Annotated in this window: 16 protein-coding genes; 14 read left to right on the top strand and 2 right to left on the bottom strand. The window is 67.8% G+C overall.

From position 1 onward, the window contains the following. Positions 1–21: 21 nt before the first annotated feature. Positions 22–1,059: a cell division protein ZapE gene (gene zapE / locus ACFRAH_RS08425; protein WP_377990453.1), complete on the bottom strand. Its 1,038-nt coding sequence runs from the start codon at positions 1,057–1,059 to the stop codon at positions 22–24. A 216-nt stretch (positions 1,060–1,275) separates the two neighbouring features. On the opposite strand from zapE, the gene ACFRAH_RS08420 reads away from it, so the two are divergent. The 3 genes from ACFRAH_RS08420 to ybaK are packed head-to-tail and all read left to right on the top strand — an operon-like array spanning position 1,276 to position 3,217. Continuing rightward, on the top strand, positions 1,276–2,199 hold the full coding sequence (locus ACFRAH_RS08420; RefSeq protein WP_377990452.1) for a sulfurtransferase: 924 nt from the start codon (positions 1,276–1,278) through the stop codon (positions 2,197–2,199). Positions 2,200–2,249: 50 nt separating this feature from the next. Next, positions 2,250–2,708, top strand: coding sequence for a SufE family protein (locus ACFRAH_RS08415; protein WP_377990451.1), 459 nt, complete (start codon positions 2,250–2,252; stop codon positions 2,706–2,708). 14 nt (positions 2,709–2,722) lie between these two features. Next, positions 2,723–3,217, top strand: coding sequence for a Cys-tRNA(Pro) deacylase (gene ybaK, locus ACFRAH_RS08410; protein WP_377990450.1), 495 nt, complete (start codon positions 2,723–2,725; stop codon positions 3,215–3,217). On the opposite strand, the gene ACFRAH_RS08405 is transcribed toward ybaK, so the two are convergent. After that, on the bottom strand, positions 3,214–4,500 hold the full coding sequence (locus ACFRAH_RS08405) for an alpha/beta hydrolase family protein (protein WP_377990449.1): 1,287 nt from the start codon (positions 4,498–4,500) through the stop codon (positions 3,214–3,216). The two genes, ybaK and ACFRAH_RS08405, sit on opposite strands and share 4 nt — an antisense overlap. A 131-nt stretch (positions 4,501–4,631) precedes the next feature. Here ACFRAH_RS08405 and ACFRAH_RS08400 point away from each other — a divergent pair, with 131 nt between their 5' ends. From ACFRAH_RS08400 to ACFRAH_RS08350, 11 genes are all read left to right on the top strand, one after another. Beyond that, a complete protein-coding gene (locus ACFRAH_RS08400) occupies positions 4,632–5,123 on the top strand; it encodes a hypothetical protein (protein WP_377990448.1) in 492 nt (163 codons plus the stop codon). Between the two features lie 14 nt (positions 5,124–5,137). Beyond that, complete coding sequence (msrB, locus tag ACFRAH_RS08395; protein ID WP_377990447.1) at positions 5,138–5,602, top strand: peptide-methionine (R)-S-oxide reductase MsrB; 465 nt, start codon at positions 5,138–5,140, stop codon at positions 5,600–5,602. Between the two features lie 145 nt (positions 5,603–5,747). After that, positions 5,748–7,139, top strand: coding sequence for a DUF6421 family protein (locus ACFRAH_RS08390; protein ID WP_377990446.1), 1,392 nt, complete (start codon positions 5,748–5,750; stop codon positions 7,137–7,139). Next, a complete protein-coding gene (locus ACFRAH_RS08385; RefSeq protein WP_377990445.1) occupies positions 7,136–7,912 on the top strand; it encodes an SDR family oxidoreductase in 777 nt (258 codons plus the stop codon). Before ACFRAH_RS08390 ends, ACFRAH_RS08385 begins: the two co-directional genes overlap by 4 nt. A gap of 21 nt (positions 7,913–7,933) precedes the next feature. Then, positions 7,934–9,046, top strand: a complete 1,113-nt coding sequence (locus ACFRAH_RS08380) for a threonine aldolase family protein (RefSeq protein WP_377990488.1) — start codon at positions 7,934–7,936, stop codon at positions 9,044–9,046. 68 nt (positions 9,047–9,114) lie between these two features. Then, positions 9,115–9,801: a DUF3000 domain-containing protein gene (locus ACFRAH_RS08375; RefSeq protein ID WP_377990487.1), complete on the top strand. Its 687-nt coding sequence runs from the start codon at positions 9,115–9,117 to the stop codon at positions 9,799–9,801. Positions 9,802–9,943: 142 nt separating this feature from the next. After that, a complete protein-coding gene (gene efeU, locus ACFRAH_RS08370; protein WP_377990444.1) occupies positions 9,944–10,795 on the top strand; it encodes an iron uptake transporter permease EfeU in 852 nt (283 codons plus the stop codon). 55 nt (positions 10,796–10,850) lie between these two features. Continuing rightward, positions 10,851–12,044, top strand: a complete 1,194-nt coding sequence (efeO, locus tag ACFRAH_RS08365) for an iron uptake system protein EfeO (RefSeq protein ID WP_377990443.1) — start codon at positions 10,851–10,853, stop codon at positions 12,042–12,044. Further along, on the top strand, positions 12,041–13,402 hold the full coding sequence (efeB, locus tag ACFRAH_RS08360) for an iron uptake transporter deferrochelatase/peroxidase subunit (protein ID WP_377990442.1): 1,362 nt from the start codon (positions 12,041–12,043) through the stop codon (positions 13,400–13,402). Before efeO ends, efeB begins: the two co-directional genes overlap by 4 nt. A gap of 119 nt (positions 13,403–13,521) precedes the next feature. Beyond that, positions 13,522–14,853, top strand: a complete 1,332-nt coding sequence (locus ACFRAH_RS08355) for an HRDC domain-containing protein (RefSeq protein ID WP_377990441.1) — start codon at positions 13,522–13,524, stop codon at positions 14,851–14,853. 276 nt (positions 14,854–15,129) lie between these two features. Continuing rightward, a complete protein-coding gene (locus ACFRAH_RS08350) occupies positions 15,130–16,920 on the top strand; it encodes a DUF222 domain-containing protein (protein ID WP_377990440.1) in 1,791 nt (596 codons plus the stop codon). The last annotated feature ends 45 nt before the right edge of the window (positions 16,921–16,965 follow it).

Here is a 16,965-nt window from a genome sequence, read left to right as displayed (position 1 = left end):
GTGCGCTACTGGCCTGCGCTTCTACGAGGGCTCGTGGTTCTGGCCTTCGCGGGCCAGCGCGGTGAGCCGGGAGACGGCCCTGAAGTACTTCTTCATGTAACCACCGGCCATCATGTCCTCGGTGAACAGCTTGTCGAACGGCACGCCGCTGGCAAGGATCGGGACGTCCTTGTCGTAGAGCCGGTCGGCCAGCACCACGAACCTCAGCGCCACGGCCTGCTCGGTAATGGTTTCCACGTCCCGCCAGACAACTCCGTCCACACCGTCAATCAGCTTGCGGTAGCGGCTGGGGTGGACGCCTGCAAGGTGGGAGATCAGGGTGCTGAAGTCATCCTCGGCCACGGTTTTGCCGTCAAACTCCGCCTTCATGTGGGCGTGGAGTTCGCTGTTGCGCAGCGGGGCCGGAGCTGCCGGCAGCCCGCGGTGGCGGAAGTCCTCGCCGTCGATCCGGATGACGTCGAACTGGTCCGCCAGGACCTGGATTTCACGCTGGAAGTCCACGGCGGCAAATCGGCCGTCGCCCAGCGAGCCCGGCAAGGTATTGGAGGTGGCCGCGAGCTTCACGCCGGCGTCGGCCAGTTCCCGCATGAGCCGGGACATCAGGACTGTGTCGCCGGGATCGTCCAGTTCAAACTCATCAATGCAGACAAGCTTGTAGGAACTCAGCGCCTCCACCGTCTTCCGGAAGGACAGGGCACCCACCAGGTTGGTGTATTCCACGAAGGTGCCGAAGGCCTTGGGGCCCGGTGCAGCGTGCCAGAGCGAGGCCAGCAGGTGGGTTTTTCCGACGCCGAATCCGCCGTCGAGGTAAATGCCGGCGCGGGTGGTCTCCTTCTTTCCAAAAAGCCTCTTGAACAGTCCCCCGCCGTCCCCGCTGCCGACGCCTCCGGCAAAGGCCTGGAGCGCGTGCACTGCGGCGGCCTGGCTCGGCTGCTTCGGATCGGGCCGGTAGCTTGCGAAGGACACCTGCCCAAACCTGGGCGATGGGTAGAAACCTTTGAGGAGCTCATCAACCGACACCGCCGGAGTCCGGGTGGCGAGCTTTTCGATCTGTACCAAAGCGGTCCATTCTGCTGGTGATTTGTCCCCAGCAAGAATACCGGCATTGGCCGGCCACCCTGGGGGCTATGCCTTACAACCGGGGTAGCCGTGAGCAAGCACACATTTCGTCCTGTTAACTCACAGGAGCATTCAAACCGGCCCGTGGCTAGTGTTGGAGCAGTGACCCGCCGTCCCGGCGGTCTGACCTGACCGTTTCAGTGAAAGGCCATACGCATGTCCTACCCCGTTGAACAGAACGAGAAGTTCGCCGCCTACGCGCACCCGGAGCGGCTTGTTTCCACCGAGTGGCTGGCTGCGGCCATCGACGCCGGCGCCCTTAATGACGGCAAGCTCGTGGTGGTGGAGTCCGATGAAGACGTCCTGCTCTACGAAACCGGCCACATCCCCGGCGCGGTCAAGATCGACTGGCACACCGACCTGAACGACGAGGTGACCCGTGACTACGTGGAGGGCGAGGCGTTTGCTGCCCTGGCCGCCGCGAAGGGCATCTCCCGCGACACCACGGTGGTCATCTACGGTGACAAGTCCAACTGGTGGGCAGCCTATGCCCTCTGGGTCTTCAGCCTGTTCGGCCACGAGGACGTCCGACTGCTCGACGGCGGCCGCGACAAGTGGATCGCCGAAGGCCGCGCCCTGACCACCGACATCCCCACGCCCGAGGTTGCGGACTACCCCGTCGTGGAGCGTAACGACACCCCGATCCGTGCCTTCAAGGAAGACGTCCTGGCCCACCTGGGCAAGCCGCTGATCGACGTCCGCTCCCCCGAGGAGTACACCGGCCAGCGCACCCACATGCCTGCCTACCCCGAGGAAGGCGCCCTGCGCGGCGGCCACATCCCCACCGCGGCCTCGATCCCGTGGGCCCGGGCAGCTGCAGAGGACGGCACCTACCGCAGCCGCGCCGAGCTTGAGTCGCTGTACCTGGGCGAGGCCGGCCTCACCGAGGGTGACGACGTCGTGGCCTACTGCCGCATCGGCGAACGCTCCAGCCACACCTGGTTCGCCCTGAAGTTCCTCCTCGGCTTCGAAACCGTCCGCAACTACGACGGATCCTGGACCGAATGGGGCAACGCCGTGCGCGTGCCCATCGCCAAGGGCGCCGAACGCGGCTCCGTCCCGGCAGTTGCCGTGAGGTAAATGCCCGTAAAAAAGCGGCGGACTTGGACAACCTGCGTAAGCTGGAAGTGATGAGTACACAAGCACTTCCCACCGCGCTGGCGGAGATTGTCGATGACTTCCAGGCACTGAGCGAGCCCGAACGGCTCCAGCTCCTGCTGGAGTTTTCCCGCGGCCTGCCGGAACTGCCGGAGCGCCTGAACAACCACCCGGAACTGCTGGAACAGGTGGTGGAATGCCAGTCGCCCCTTTTCCTCACGATTGAGACGGAAAAGAACGACGGCGGGTCCCCCGCTTACCGGCTGTTCTTCAAGGCGCCGCCGGAAGCCCCCACCACCCGGGGTTTCGCCGGAGTGCTCCATGAAGGACTGGACGGCCTCACCGCAGAGGAGATCCTGGCTGTTCCCGACGACATGCCGGAACTGCTCGGCCTGACCCGCGCCATCACGCCCCTGCGCATGCGCGGCATGACCGCCATGCTTGGGCGCATCAAGCGCAAGGTGGCCGCCTCGGCCCGGCTCCACGCCTAGGAGCCGGACCCCGCATGGCGCGCAAGAACACGTCGCAGGGAACGCCTGCCACAGCCGTCCTGGCTGCGGCAGGCGTTTCCTTTAACCTGCACCCGTACACCCACGATCCGGCCGCCGCCAGCTACGGCCTGGAGGCCGCCGAGGTCCTGGGCATCGATCCTGCACGGGTCTTCAAGACGCTCATGGTGGAGATCGACGGCCGGCTCGCCGTCGGCGTCGTTCCCGTCAGCGGAAACCTTGACCTGAAAGCAATCGCCGCCGCGCTGGGCAGCAAGAAAGCCGCCATGGCGGACCCCGCCGCAGCCGAACGCCGCACGGGCTACGTCCTGGGCGGAATTTCGCCGCTGGGCCAGCGGCAGCCCTCCCCCACCGTCATCGACGAAAGCGCCCTCGCCCTGGACACCATCCTGGTGTCCGGCGGCCGGCGCGGCCTCGACATCGAGCTGGACCCCCGGGATCTGGTGCGCCTCACCAAAGCCGTCACCGCCGCGATCGGCACAGCCTCTTAGGCAGGCTGAGCAGGGCCCGAACCTGGATTGGCGCCAGAACCCGGATTAACCCGCGCCACCAGCTGCTGCTGCAGCCACGCCCTGACCAGACTTTCCCACCGGACCGGATCGGCGTTCCACTCCTTGGCGTGCCGCGCCCCCTCGAACGGCTCGAAGGTGACCATTTCCGGGTTCTTTTCGGCGAGCAGGGCCGAGGGCTGGTAGGGAACATATTCGTCGTCGACACTGTGGATGATGAGCGTCGGCGTCCTGAGTTCAACCGCACGGGACACCCAGTCCATTGATTTCAGGTCCACCGGCGCCGCAAGTCCTGTGAGCCGGCGGCCCACTTTGTGCCCCATCATCAGCTGGCCATACCGGCCAACGGCGGACGGGATCCGGTTCAGCTCCGCGTGGTGGGCCAGCACGTTCACCCAGTCGATGACGGGCGCGTCAAGGACCATGACCCGGATGACGTTCCTGTGCTCCGACAGGTCAGCGGTCTGCAGGCAGATCGCCCCTCCCATGGACCAGCCGAAGAGCACCACCTCCTTGGCACCGCGCGCGAGGGCAAAGGAGATGGCGGCGTCGACGTCGCGCCACTCAGTGGAGCCCAACCCGTACCGGCCGTCAAATGCTGCGGGCGCCAGGCCGTCATTGCGGTAGGAAACCAGCAGGCTGGGCAGCCCGAGTTCGTGGACTATCCGCGCTCCGCGGAGGCACTCCTGCCGGGTGGCCCCGCGCCCGTGGACCATGATGGCCCAGGTTTCAGCGCCGGCGTCGCCCGGGATCAGCCAGGCGGGGGCTGTTCCGCCCTCGACTTGGATGGCTACGTCCTCGGACGCCAGCCCGACGTCGGAGGGATGCTGGTACGTGGCGCCGCCCCACCAGCCGCGCCCCGCGGCTTCGAGGTCGCCGCTGTACACGGCCTCTACCTCGCGCAGCACGGTGCGCTCGGCCGGGGAATAGGACAGGATCCTGCCGATCCGGGCGTGCCCGGCACCTGCGTCGAAGAAGAGGCTGTAGGTTCCGTTGTGTGTGGTCTCCGGCGTGGCCGCGAGGATGACCTGCAGGTCCCGGCCTTCCCTGATGACCGCCAGGATTTCCTGGTCTGCCGCCCGCACGCGGGCGGGGGTGAGGACGCGGCGGGCAAAGTAGAGCGCGAGGGCGGACGATCCGGCACCGAGCAGGGCAGCCGCGCTGCCGCCGGCGATGATTCCCCCGAGTGTCCACTTCGCCCTCAGGGTCATCGCATTGCCCTGGGCAGTAGCCGGGGAAGTTAAAGCAGCCTGCGCGGAATCCATGCCACCCATCTTGACGGATCCGGCCCCTTCCGGCACATTCGCGGCCGGCACCCGCACCACATGCACCCCGGCCGAATACATGCGGGCGCAAAATACATGCGGGCTCTGGCGGCCGGGACTAGGCTGAAGCCATGAGCGATCCAATCGTCATTCTCACAGAAGAGCCGCTGGGTGCGGACGACCGCGTCAACATCGAACGCCTGGTGGACGGGGGTGACGCGCCCCTGGTTGTGCTGGTGCCGGCCAACACGGAACGGCATCTGCTGGTGGACTTCCTCGAAAACCTCTCGATGCTGGACATCGCCAAGGCTTTCCGGGAGCTGACCTCACACGCTCCGGATCCAGCCGAGGAACGCGCAGCGGCAGACGCCACGCTGGCCACCTCCGTCACCGCTTTGGAAGGCCTCGGCGGCGGCGTTGCCGGCGAGGTGGTGGACGGCGGGGCCGTCAACGGCCTCGTTGCCAAGGTCAAGGAGCTTGGCGCCGCCCAGGCAGTCGTCATCACCAGGCCGCATGCCGTGTCGGACACCTTCCATACCGACTGGGCCAACCGGGCGCAGGACAAGCTGGGGCTCCCGGTGCTGCACCTGTACGCCGGCTCGGGATTTATCGGGGACTCCTGAGCGTTGGTCCGACTATGAGCACTCCTGAGAAATCCGAACTCACCAACTCCGCCGGCGCCGCAACACCCGGCGACGGCCGCTCCGACGACGACTGGCGCCGCGAACTGACGCCCGAGGAATACCATGTGCTGCGCCAGGCCGGCACGGAACGCCCGTACACCGGCGAGTACTGGGACACCCACACCGCCGGGGTATACAACTGCCGCGCGTGCGGGACCGAGCTGTTCACCAGCAAGGAGAAGTTCGATTCGCACTGCGGCTGGCCGTCCTTCTGGGCCCCGCTGGCCGAAGGCCGTGTCCGCTACATCCACGACCGGACCCTCGGCATGGACCGCATCGAGGTGCGGTGTGCCAACTGCGACTCCCACCTTGGGCACGTGTTCGAGGGTGAGGGCTACGGGACCCCGACCGACCAGCGTTATTGCATCAACTCCATCTCACTGAAGCTGGTTCCGGCCGCCGACGGCCCCCAGGCCTGAGGCTGCCCGGCGCTGCGCCTAGCGGTTATTCCGACGGCTCCGAGCCACACAGTTTCTTATGCTCGGGCCTTTGACCGATTAGCAGGTCTGTCTGCTTGCTACGCTCGCCGTAGAAGCCCAGATAACCAGGAAGGCGAGGCCAGCGATGACCGCAACCGTACACACAGCACCAGCCCGAATCTCTGCAGAACACCCTGATTGGCAGCGCCTCAAGGCCGCCGCCATTGACCTGCGGGCCCTGCAGGTGCAGGACGGTTCCATCCCCGACCAGGCCGCCCAGGCGGCCGCGCACGGCCACGTCGCAGCCCTTGTCGGCGCCGTCGGGGCGCTGGCGCCGGCGTTCCCCCACGATGCCCTGTACCTGGACCTGGTGTGCCGCGACTTTGACCGCTGGGCCGAGGGCGGGTTCGGCGTGCCGGACTTCCTGGATTCCCTGCTCGCGTTCCAGCCGCAGGCGGACCGCGAGAACGGACTGCAGCACCTGGTCGTCTTCCCCATGTACACGCAGAACGGCAGCAGCAGCCGGCTCGTGGAGGCGGTCCTCATCGACGTCGTCTGGCCCGACTTCATCGCCGGCCTGGAACAGGGAGACTACTCGAACCGGCTGTTCGTGCCCATCCGGTTCATTGACTTCACCCCCGGCTACGACAGCAACTCCGCCGTGCTGTTCCCCGAAACCGTCGGCGTGCGGGCAACTCCGAGGTTCACCTGGGGCGCCATCTTCGCAGACCGCGAAGCGGCACGCTTCCGGCGCGTCCTGCGGGCCGCAGCCGACATCACGTCACTGGAGCTGCCGGCCGGAGCCGCGGAACTCCTTGAGGACCAGGAGCTGACCGAAAAGACCTTCGTCATGTGGGACCTGATCCACGACCGCACGCACATGCGCGGGGACCTGCCGTTCGACCCCTTCATGATCAAGCAGCGGATGCCCTTCTTCCTGTACTCCCTTGAGGAGCTGCGGTGCGACCTGACGGCCTTCCGGGAATCCGTGAAGATCGAAAACGACGAGGCCGCCGATCCCGAAGCCCGGCGGCATGCCAAACTCGTGCAGTACGCCGTCATTTTCGACCGGATCTTCCGGTTCGCCATCACCGGCAGCCGGGTGCGCAACTACGACGGCCTCGGCGGCCAGCTGCTGTTCGCGTGGCTGCACCAGCACCGCGTCCTCCACTGGACCGACGGCCGGCTCACCATCGACTGGGCCCATGTCGCCGGCGTCGTCGTGGAACTGGGCGCCCGGATCGAGGAGCTCTACTGGCGTTCCATCGACCGGCCCAAGACCGCCCACTGGCTGGCGGCCTACGAGCTGATCTCGGGCACCGTCACGCCGAACCCGGCCTCGGCCTGGGCCAAGGGACCGGGTGCCCTTCCCCTCGACGGGCCGCCGCGCGGCCTCACGGACCAGGTCCTGGACGACGAGTTTCCGCTGTCCATGTTCTACGAAGCACTGGAAAAGAAGATGCGCCCCGTGATCGAATCCACCGCCGGCATCACCGGCTCCTCGGATTCCGACGTCCCGGCCACGGCGGCGGCATGACGGACGGCAACGCGGACAACGGCATTCCTCTGCGCGTGCTGGTCACGGGCGGCAGCGGACCTTCGGGGATCGCGGCCGCCCGGGCCCTGCTGCAGGCCGGCTTTACCGTCTTCACGGTGGGTTCGGACAAAGCGCGGATCGAGGCCGCGGCGGAAACCGCGGGCGGCGCCACCCCGGTCGTGTGCGACCTCGCCGACCTCACCGCCGTACGGCAACTGCAGCAGGAGCTCGCCCTCACGTCCGGAAAGATCGACGGCGTCATCCACCTCGTGGGCGGCTGGCGCGGCGCGGAAGGCATTACGGACCAGACGGACGAGGACTGGGATTTCCTGGAGCGCAGCGCCGTCACGACGCTGCGGAACGTCACCCGGGTGTTCTACGACGACCTCGCGGCCTCGCGCTGCGGACGGTTTGCCATGGTGTCGTCGACGGCGGTGGGCAGCCCCGCCGCCGGCGTCGCCAGCTACGTGGCAGCCAAGGCCGCCGCGGAGGCGTGGACCATGGCCATGGCAGACGGGTTCCGCGTGGACAGCCAATCCGGCGGGAGCCAGCACAGCGCCGCCGTCGTCTTCGTGGTGAAGGCGCTGGTGGATGCCGGCATGCGCAGCAAACAACCGGAACGGACGTTCCCCGGGTTCACGGACGTCGAGCAGCTGGGGGCTGCCGCCGTCGGGCTCTTTAGCCAGCCCGCCGCGGAGCTGAACGGGCAGCGGCTGCTGCTGGCCCCGGTGCCTGCCGGCGCTGCAAGCACACACAGCGCCGCAACTACCTAGACTGAAAGCGTGACCAAAGAGATGACAACAACGGTTGAAACTGCCGGCAGCGGCACCATGCCCAGGCTGCACGACGCGTCGGTGCGCGGCTTTGCCTCCGACAATTACTCGGGGGTGCACCCCGAGGTGCTGGCCGCGCTGGCTGCCGCTAATGAGGGGCACCAGGTGTCCTACGGCGAAGACGCCTACACGGCCCGCCTGCAGGAGCTGATGGAGGAGCACTTCGGGCCGGGCATTGAGTGCTTTCCGGTCTTCAACGGCACCGGCGCCAACGTGCTGTCCCTGCAGTCCCTCCTTCCCCGCTGGGGTGCGGTGGTCTGCGCGTCGACGGCGCACATCAACATGGACGAGAACGGCGCCCCGGAGCGCGTGGGCGGCATGAAGCTGTTGCAGGTGCACACGCCGGACGGCAAGCTCACGCCGGAACTCATCGACCGCGAGGCGTGGGGCTGGGGCGACGAGCACCGCGCCCAGCCGCTGGCCGTCTCCATCACCCAGACCACCGAACTGGGCACCTGCTACACGGTGGATGAGGTCCGGGCGATCGCCGAGCACGTCCACGCCAGGGGCATGAAACTGCACATGGACGGGGCGCGGCTGGCCAATGCCGCGGCGCACCTTGGCGTTCCGCTGCGGGCTTTCACGCGCGACGCCGGCGTGGACATCCTGTCCTTCGGCGGCACCAAGAACGGGCTGCTCTTCGGCGAGGTGGTGGTGGCGCTGAACCCGGATGCCGCCCACGGACTGGTGTACCTGCGCAAGATGAACATGCAGCTGGCCTCCAAGATGCGGTTCATGTCCGCGCAGTTCATCGCGCTGCTCGAGGGTGACCTGTGGCTTCGCTCGGCAGCGCATGCGAATGCCATGGCCGCGCGGCTGCGTGCCGCGGTCGACGCCATCGACGGCGTGGAACCCACGCAGAAGACGGAGTCCAACGGTGTCTTCGCGGTCCTGCCCGAAGGCGTGGCGGACAGGCTCCGTGAGTCGTTCCGCTTCTACGACTGGAATGAGGCCACCCGCGAGGTCCGCTGGATGTGCTCCTTCGACACCAGCGAGGAGGACGTCGACGCCTTCGTGGCCGCCATCAAGGCCGAACTCGGCCGGCACGGGTCCGCCCAGGGGGCAGGCCAGTAACATGCGCGGGATTGCGTGAGCAGGCGGCGAGCCTGCCGGAACAGGCGGTTTCCAATGCGTACTCTGCCATTGTGAACGCACTTGCCCAGGTTCCCGCGAATTTCCTGTATGCGCTGGGAACGCTCCGCAAAGCACGCTGCCGCAGCGAATTGCGCCTCGACGAGATCCCGGCGCCCGCCCGGCTGGCGCCATTCGCCGTTGCCCTCGGCGCCGAGGTCATCGTTCCCAGCAGCGGCAAGGACCGTCCGCCAGCCCACGGGTCCCCGGTCCACGGGCCGGCAGCCATGGCGTTGGCCCGGTCGGCCGCCGCCGGGGCGGCTGCCGGGGACGATGACGGCGACGGCGAGGAGCTCGCCACCGGCCGCTTCATCCTGCTGCACGACCCCGACGGCTCCGCCGTGTGGGACGGCGAGTTCCGGATCGTCACCTACATCCGTGCGCAGCTCGACGCCGAGATGGGCAACGACGAAATGCTCGGCTCCGTGGCCTGGACATGGCTGGTCGAAGCCCTCGAAACCCACCATGCCCCGTACCGCGCGGCCGGCGGGACCGCCACGAGGGTGCTCTCGGAGAGCTTCGGAACACTCGTGGACCGGCCAGCCTCGATCGACATTGAACTCCGTGCCTCCTGGACCCCAGCAGGCCCCGACGTCCAGGCGCACCTCGAGGCGTGGTCAGACATGGTGTGTACCTTCGCAGGCCTCCCGCCACTGCCCGACGGCGTCTCCGCACTTCCCCGCAGGCGCCGCAACTAGCACCCGCTTTCAGCACTGCCCAAACCGGTGGAGTAATTTCCGCGGCAATTAGGACATGATTCTTTTGCCTAATAGCGTTCGGCGTGTAGAGTCCCGTGCTTAGGTGAGCCTAAGACGGGCTCCCCGGCAGAAGGTGCACTACATGACAGCCAACTTCCTCATCGGCCTCCGGGAGGGCCTCGAGGCGACGCTCATCGTCGTCCTGCTGATGGCCTACCTCACCAAGACCGGCCGCCGCGCACTGCTCCCCCGGCTCTGGGCGGGCGTGGGAATCGCCGTTGCGGTGTCCGTAGGTTTCGGAGCCCTGCTGACCTTCGGTCCGCGCGGCCTGACCTTCGAAGCGCAGGAAGCGATCGGCGGCGGACTGTCCGTCATCGCCGTCGGACTGGTCACCTGGATGGTCTTCTGGATGGCGCGCACCGCCCGTACGCTCGGCAGCGACCTGCGCTCCCGCGTGGACGGCGTGGCCGACGGCGCCGCCTGGGGCCTGGTGCTTGTCGCGGCCCTGGCCGTCGGACGGGAGGGCCTGGAGACGGCACTCTTCCTGTGGGCCGCAGCCCAGGCCAGCGGGGAATCCGGAACTCCCCTGATCGGCGCCCTCCTGGGCCTCGCCGTGGCCGCCGGACTCGGCTATCTGCTGCACCGCGGCGTGCTGAAGGTCAACCTTTCCCGCTTCTTCACCTGGACCGGCGTCGCCCTGGTGGTCATCGCCGGCGGCGTCCTCGCCTACGGCGTCCACGACCTGCAGGAATCGGGCATCCTGCCCGGGCTGCACAGCCTCGCCTTCGACGTCTCAGCCGCCGTCCCGCCGTCGTCCTGGTACGGCACGCTGCTGAAGGGAACCCTGAACTTCTCCCCTGCCACGACGTGGCTGGAGGCAACTGCCTGGGTCCTCTACGCCGTCCCCGTCATGTTCTTCTACCTCCGCGCCAACTTCCGCCCGCCGGTCCGGCCGGCGGCGGCACCTGCCGCAGCCGCCGCCGTCGCTTCCTGACCGGCGCTCCAGACTCCACCGCAAATCCCCCGCACCCAACTCCCCAAGGAACCCCATGCCCGGCTTGACCCCGCCCAAAAACCGCCGGACTGCCGGTGCCCGCCTCGCCGTCGTGGCAGCCACCGCAGTCCTCCCGCTCGCCCTGGCGTCCTGCACCGACAACGCCAGCGCCACCACCGCCGCCACCGATGGCCCCATCCAGGTGACCAGCACGGATGCCGGGTGCAAGGTTTCGGCCACTGAAGTCCCGAGCGGAAGCCTCACCTTCGCCGTGAAGAACGACGGCGCCGAGGTCACTGAGTTCTATGTGCTCGCCGAGGACGGCCTGCGGATCGTGGCCGAAGTGGAGAACATCGGCCCGGGAATCACCCGCAACCTGGTGCTCACCGCGCCGGCCGGCAAATACATCACGGCATGCAAGCCGGGGATGAACGGTGACGGCATCCGCGCCGAATTCACTGTCAAGGACTCCGGCAGGCAGGCCACCGCCGACGCCGACCTCCAGAAGCTGGTGGACACCGGCGTCGCCCAGTACACGGCCTACGTCAAGGACCAGACCGAGCAGCTGGTGGCCGGAACCAAGGAATTCGCCACCGCCTACGCGGCCGGCGATGCAGCCAAGGCCAAGAGCCTCTACGCCGCCACCCGCATGCATTGGGAGCGGATTGAGCCAGTGGCCGAGTCCTTCGGTGATCTCGATCCCAAGCTCGACGCCCGCGAAACGGACCTCGAACCGGGGCAGAAATGGACCGGCTGGCACCGTGCCGAGAAGGACCTGTTCCCGCCGGCGGGGTACAAGGCACTTACCGCGGCCGAGCGCACTGCGATCGCCACACAGCTGGTCGCCGACACGGAGGAGCTCAGCACCCGCACCCGCACCGTGGAGCTCAGCGCGGACAAGCTCGGCAACGGCGCCAAGGAGCTGCTGGATGAGGTGGCCCGCGGCAAGGTCACAGGCGAGGAGGAAATCTGGTCGCACACTGACCTCTGGGACTTCCAGGCCAACGTGGACGGCGCCCGGATCGCGTTCGAAAACCTCAAGCCCGCGCTGCAGCAGAAGGACGCCGCGCTGGCCAAGGACCTCGACGCCAAGTTCAGTGCCCTGCAGGCTGAGCTGAAGAAGCACGCCAAGGGTGACGGCTTTGCCTACTACAACGAGCTGGGCAAGGACGAGGTCCAGCAGCTCAGCGCCCTGGTCGACGCGCTCGGCGAGCCGCTGTCCAAGCTCACCGCGGCAGTGGTGCTGTGAGCGGCTGCCCCTTCGGTGGCCAGCCACCGGTTGACACTCAATCCGACGCTTCGGGAGCGCGGCAGGAGACGTCCGACGGCGGCAACCGCCGGCTGTCCCGCCGTGGCCTTTTGGGGCTGGCCGGCGTGGGCGGCGCAGGTGCGGTGGCAGGCATCGCCGCCGGCCTGCTCGGGCACGACGCCGTGACAGCAGCCGCAGCACCCCCGGCTGACAGCGATTCCGTCATTCCGTTCTTCGGCGACCGGCAGGCCGGCATCACCACGGCCGCGCAAGACCGCCTCCACATGGCGGCCTTCGACGTCACCACCGAAGACCGTGAGGCGCTCATCGAACTCCTCAAGGACTGGACCGCCGCCGCCGAAGCCATGACCGCCGGCCGCACCACCGGGGCCACCGGCGCCGTCGACGGCCCGTACGACGCCCCACCGGAGGACACCGGCGAGGCTTTGGATCTCGACGCCGGCCGGCTCACCCTCACATTTGGCTTCGGCGCCACCCTCTTCGAGAAGGACGGCAAATCCCGCTTTGGCCTTGCCGGCCGGCGCCCCGATGCCCTGATCGATCTGCCGCATTTCCCCGGCGACGCGCTGGAACCAAACCGTACGGGCGGCGACATCGTGGTCCAGGCATGCGCCGACGACCCCCAGGTGGCAGTGCATGCCATCCGCAACCTGGCCCGCATCGGCTTCGGCAAGGCTCGCGTCCGCTGGTCCCAGCTGGGCTTCGGCCGCACGTCGTCGACGTCGCGCGCGCAGCAGACCCCGCGCAACCTCTTCGGCTTCAAGGACGGGACAAACAACCTCAAAGCGGAGGACACCGCACCGCTCGACGAGCATGTGTGGGCCGGCGCCGGATCCCGTGCGGGCGAAGCCTGGATGGCCGGCGGCAGTTACCTGGTGGCGCGCCGCATCCGGATGCACATCGAGATCTGGGACCGTACCTCGCTGCGCGAACAGGAAGGCCTGATAGGCCGGACGAAGGGCGAAGGCGCTCCCCTGTCGGGCGGCAAGGAGTTCACCGCCCCGGACTTTGCCATCAAGGGCAACGACGGCGAGCCGCTCATTGCCCTGGGCTCCCACGTCCGGTTGGCCCACGCGGACCAGAACGAGGGCGTGCGGATGCTACGGCGCGGGTACAACTACACGGATGGGTCGGACGGGCTGGGCCACCTCGACGCCGGGCTGTTCTTTATTGCCTTCGTCAAGGACCCGCGCACGCACTACGTGCCCATGCAGATGACCATGGCAAAAGAAGATGTTCTGGCCCTCGAATACCTCAAGCACACGGGCTCCGGGCTCTTCGCTGTGCCGCCCGGAACCAAGCAGGGCGGCTTCATTGGGGAGGGCCTGTTCGCCTGACCGCTCCTTGCTTGAGCCCTTTTGGCACCACACCGCGCCGCCGTCGGAAACGACGGCGGCGCGTGCTGTTCCTGCCCGGAACGGCCCCTTCGGCGGGCTGCCGGTAAACTAGGGACATCATGACCCCTCAAAAACCGGATAACACCACAGCCGGCGCCCCGGCTGCTGAAACAACACCCCATATAACGGTGGAAGGCTTTGACAGCCTGGTCCCCGTTGTCATCGATCTTGATTCCCCCCGCGACGGGGTGCCTCTGGTCATCGAAACCCAGGCCGGGCTGGAGCGCTGTGCCGCCGCCATCGCCGCGGGCACGGGACCAGCCGGCGTCGACGCCGAACGCGCTTCGGGCTTCCGCTACGGCCAGCGCGCGTTCCTCGTGCAGATCCGCCGGGAAGGTTCCGGCACATGGCTGATCGACCCCGAGCCGTTCGAGGACCTGCGGATCATCAACGATGCCCTGCAGGGCGTCGAATGGATCCTGCACGCCGCCAGCCAGGACCTGCCCTGCCTGTCGGAACTGGGCATGTGGCCGGACAAACTGTTCGACACGGAGCTTGCGGCCCGACTGGCCGGCCTTCCCCGCGTCGGCCTCGCGGCAGTAATCGAACAGCTGCTCGGTTTCGGACTCGCCAAGGAGCACTCGGCGGCTGACTGGTCCACCCGCCCGCTGCCGGAACCCTGGCTCCGGTACGCAGCGCTCGACGTCGAAGTCCTGACCGAACTGCGCGAGGAACTCATCGAGCTGCTGGAAGCGGACGGAAAGCTGGAATTCGCCGAGCAGGAATTCGCCGCGATTCTCGCCGCCGGGCTCGCCCCGCCCCGAGTGGACCCCTGGCGCAAGACGTCCGGGCTGCACCAGATCAGGGACCGGCGACAGCTGGCCGCGGTCCGGGAGCTGTGGCTGGAACGCGACGCGCTGGCCCAAAAACGCGACGTCGCCCCGGGACGGCTCATCCCCGACTCGGCTCTCGTCGCCGCTGCCAAGGCCATGCCCACCACAGTGCCGCAACTGCTTGGCACGAAGGGTTTCCACGGCAGGGCCGCCCAGCGGGAGGCGCCCCGCTGGCTGCGGTGCATCGCGGCGGCCCGGGCCCTCGAAGACCTTCCTCCGCTCCACTTGCCCACCAACGCCCCGCCGCCCCCTCGGGTCTGGGCAGACCGCGACCTTGCGGCTGCGGAGAGGCTGCAGACTGCCCGGCCGCTGCTGCAGGAACAGGCGGACGAACTCAAGCTTCCGCTCGAAAACCTGCTGACCCCGGACTACCTTCGGCGCGTCGCGTGGCGGCCGCCGGCCGACATCAGTGAAGCCGCCATTGCCGCGGAGCTTCGTGAACTGGGTGCCCGGCCGTGGCAGGTCGGACTGGTGGCGCCGCTCATCACCAAGGCGTTCCTCAACCCCCAACCGCTTCCGCCCAAGGAAGCCAGGGAGACGAAGGAACAGACCGCGTAAGGTCCAGCATGGATCATGCCCCACATCTGGGGCAAAATGGTTCATGCGGACGGAACGACCCCGTCGTCGCACCCAGGTGCTGACCAGAACACGCCGCTAGACGGCCATTGGTGGTGTTCCGCCCGCCCTACTGCCAGATTGTTCGGGCAACCTCATGACGCGGGTTTAGGTCACTTCCGGTTTTCCACAACGGCTCTGTTTTCCACATAGGCCCTGTTTTCCACATAGACGCAGGGCAGCGTCGTCTTAGTCATAGCCACGTGACATGCTCTCCGTATGGAACACAGTGCGGCGGCTGCGGAGGCATTGGAGGCCATCAGTGCCTCTGCGTTAGCGCTGGCCGCCGAGCTCCGCAGGGTTGCTGACCCGGGGTCGGCTGGCACGGATCCGGTGCCCGAGCAGGCGGACCCACTCCAGGGGCAGGCGGATGCATTCCTGGACGGCCTGACCGATGTGGCCGGGATGGAAGCCCGGCTGGCATCCGTGAAGGTGCACTGCGCGGCCGGATTCGCTGCCACGGAGGCTGCAATAGCGCCACCAGATGAGCGCCCATCAGCCCGTGCTGCCCGGGAGATGTCGGTGACCGCGTCGGTAGCCTGTGCACTGACCGTCAGCGACGGCGCGGCGGCACGGTTCCTGGCCGAGTCCGCCAGGCTGAGTACAGATCTGCCGTTGACGCTGGCCGGGATGGGGTCAGGGACACTGTCGTGGCAGCATGGGCGCATCATGTGCGACGAAACCGACGGCCTGTCACCCGAAGCCGCCGGGGCATTGGAAGCGCACTTCCTGGACCCGGGCATTCCCAACCCGGCCCGCGGCTGCCCGGCCGGGGAACTGACACCGGCGAGGTTCCGGGCCAGGGCACGGTATTGGCGGGAACGGCACCACCAGGACAGCCTCGAAACCCGCCACCGGAACAGTGCCAAGGACCGGCGGCTGGAGTACACCCCGGACCGTGACGGCATGGCGTGGATATCGGCGTATCTGCCCGCGGACCAGGCCGCCGGGATCTGGAACCGCGCCACCGCCGCGGCGCGTGGGCTTCAGGGGCCTACCGAAACCCGAACCCTGACGCAGCTGCGGGCCGACGTCGCCTCTGCATGGATGCTCACGCCTGGCAAGGGCGCTGGCGGCACGCACCCAGGCCCTGTGTCGGCCGGCTCTGTTTCAGCCGGATCTGCTTCAGCCGGTTCTGTTTCAGCCGGTTCTGCGCCGGGTGGGTCTGTGGCTGCCGGTGATGTTCCGTCCCCGGCAGCTCAGGTCCTGGTCACGGTGCCGGTGTTCTCGCTGCTCGGCCTGACCGAGGAACCTGCCATGCTCGACGGGTACGGGCCGATCCCTGCCTCCATGGCCCGCCGGCTGGTCGCTGACGGCGCAACATCGTTCCTGCGGGTACTGACCGACCCGCGGGACGGGGCACCGTTGGAGATCGGGCGCACCAGCTACCGGGTCATGAAGCCGATGCGCCAATGGCTGCGGCTGCGGGACGCCAAATGCACGTTCCCCTGCTGCAACAACCACTCCCTCGACAACGACGCCGACCACATCCTCGCCTGGGCCGACGGCGGCGGCACCGGCATCGCCAACCTCGGCCAGCCCTGCCCCAAACACCACCGCCTCAAACACGCGACCGCGTGGAGACCGGTCGGCGCCACCCTCCAAAAGCCGCCCGGCTGGATCTCCCCGTCCGGACGGTACTTCCCGGCCGAACAGCAGGACTGGGAACCCCCGATCTGGCCATCTGTACCACCCGTCGAAGACTGCCCGGAGCCGCCCGAATGGTTCGACGCGCTACCCGGCCAAGGCTTGCCAGAGCGGCCCGACTGGATGGAGGCTCCGCCGGGCTGGTCCGACACGGCACCCGGCCAACAGTTGCCAGAGCCGCCGGCCTTACCAGAACCACCACCCGACGAGACCTGGCCGGCACCGCCCGACTGTGCCGAACCTCCGGTTCAGCCCGACGAACCCGACGCCCCTCAGAGGATCGAGCGCCCGATGCCCGATGCCCTGGACCCACCGCTGCCAGTAGATCCAAGGCCCGCCTGGGAATCGAATAAAGCAGCCTAGACGCCTCCCGCCCGGCGTGGGTTGATCAGGTATTCACCGCGTCGC

The organism is Arthrobacter sp. NPDC056727, assembly GCF_042790555.1.
Lineage (GTDB): Bacteria > Actinomycetota > Actinomycetes > Actinomycetales > Micrococcaceae > Arthrobacter.
Note: the sequence above shows the minus strand (reverse complement) of the source record. Positions and strands in the feature narration are given on the sequence as shown.

Coding starts and splice junctions, on each gene's coding strand:
- ACFRAH_RS08420 (WP_377990452.1), top strand. CDS start 1,276: ATGTCCTACCCCGTTGAACAGAACGAGAAGTTCGCCGCCTACGCGCAC.
- ACFRAH_RS08415 (WP_377990451.1), top strand. CDS start 2,250: ATGAGTACACAAGCACTTCCCACCGCGCTGGCGGAGATTGTCGATGAC.
- ybaK (WP_377990450.1), top strand. CDS start 2,723: ATGGCGCGCAAGAACACGTCGCAGGGAACGCCTGCCACAGCCGTCCTG.
- ACFRAH_RS08405 (WP_377990449.1), bottom strand. CDS start 4,500: ATGGATTCCGCGCAGGCTGCTTTAACTTCCCCGGCTACTGCCCAGGGC.
- ACFRAH_RS08400 (WP_377990448.1), top strand. CDS start 4,632: ATGAGCGATCCAATCGTCATTCTCACAGAAGAGCCGCTGGGTGCGGAC.
- msrB (WP_377990447.1), top strand. CDS start 5,138: ATGAGCACTCCTGAGAAATCCGAACTCACCAACTCCGCCGGCGCCGCA.
- ACFRAH_RS08390 (WP_377990446.1), top strand. CDS start 5,748: ATGACCGCAACCGTACACACAGCACCAGCCCGAATCTCTGCAGAACAC.
- ACFRAH_RS08385 (WP_377990445.1), top strand. CDS start 7,136: ATGACGGACGGCAACGCGGACAACGGCATTCCTCTGCGCGTGCTGGTC.
- ACFRAH_RS08380 (WP_377990488.1), top strand. CDS start 7,934: ATGACAACAACGGTTGAAACTGCCGGCAGCGGCACCATGCCCAGGCTG.
- efeU (WP_377990444.1), top strand. CDS start 9,944: ATGACAGCCAACTTCCTCATCGGCCTCCGGGAGGGCCTCGAGGCGACG.
- efeO (WP_377990443.1), top strand. CDS start 10,851: ATGCCCGGCTTGACCCCGCCCAAAAACCGCCGGACTGCCGGTGCCCGC.
- ACFRAH_RS08355 (WP_377990441.1), top strand. CDS start 13,522: ATGACCCCTCAAAAACCGGATAACACCACAGCCGGCGCCCCGGCTGCT.
- ACFRAH_RS08350 (WP_377990440.1), top strand. CDS start 15,130: ATGGAACACAGTGCGGCGGCTGCGGAGGCATTGGAGGCCATCAGTGCC.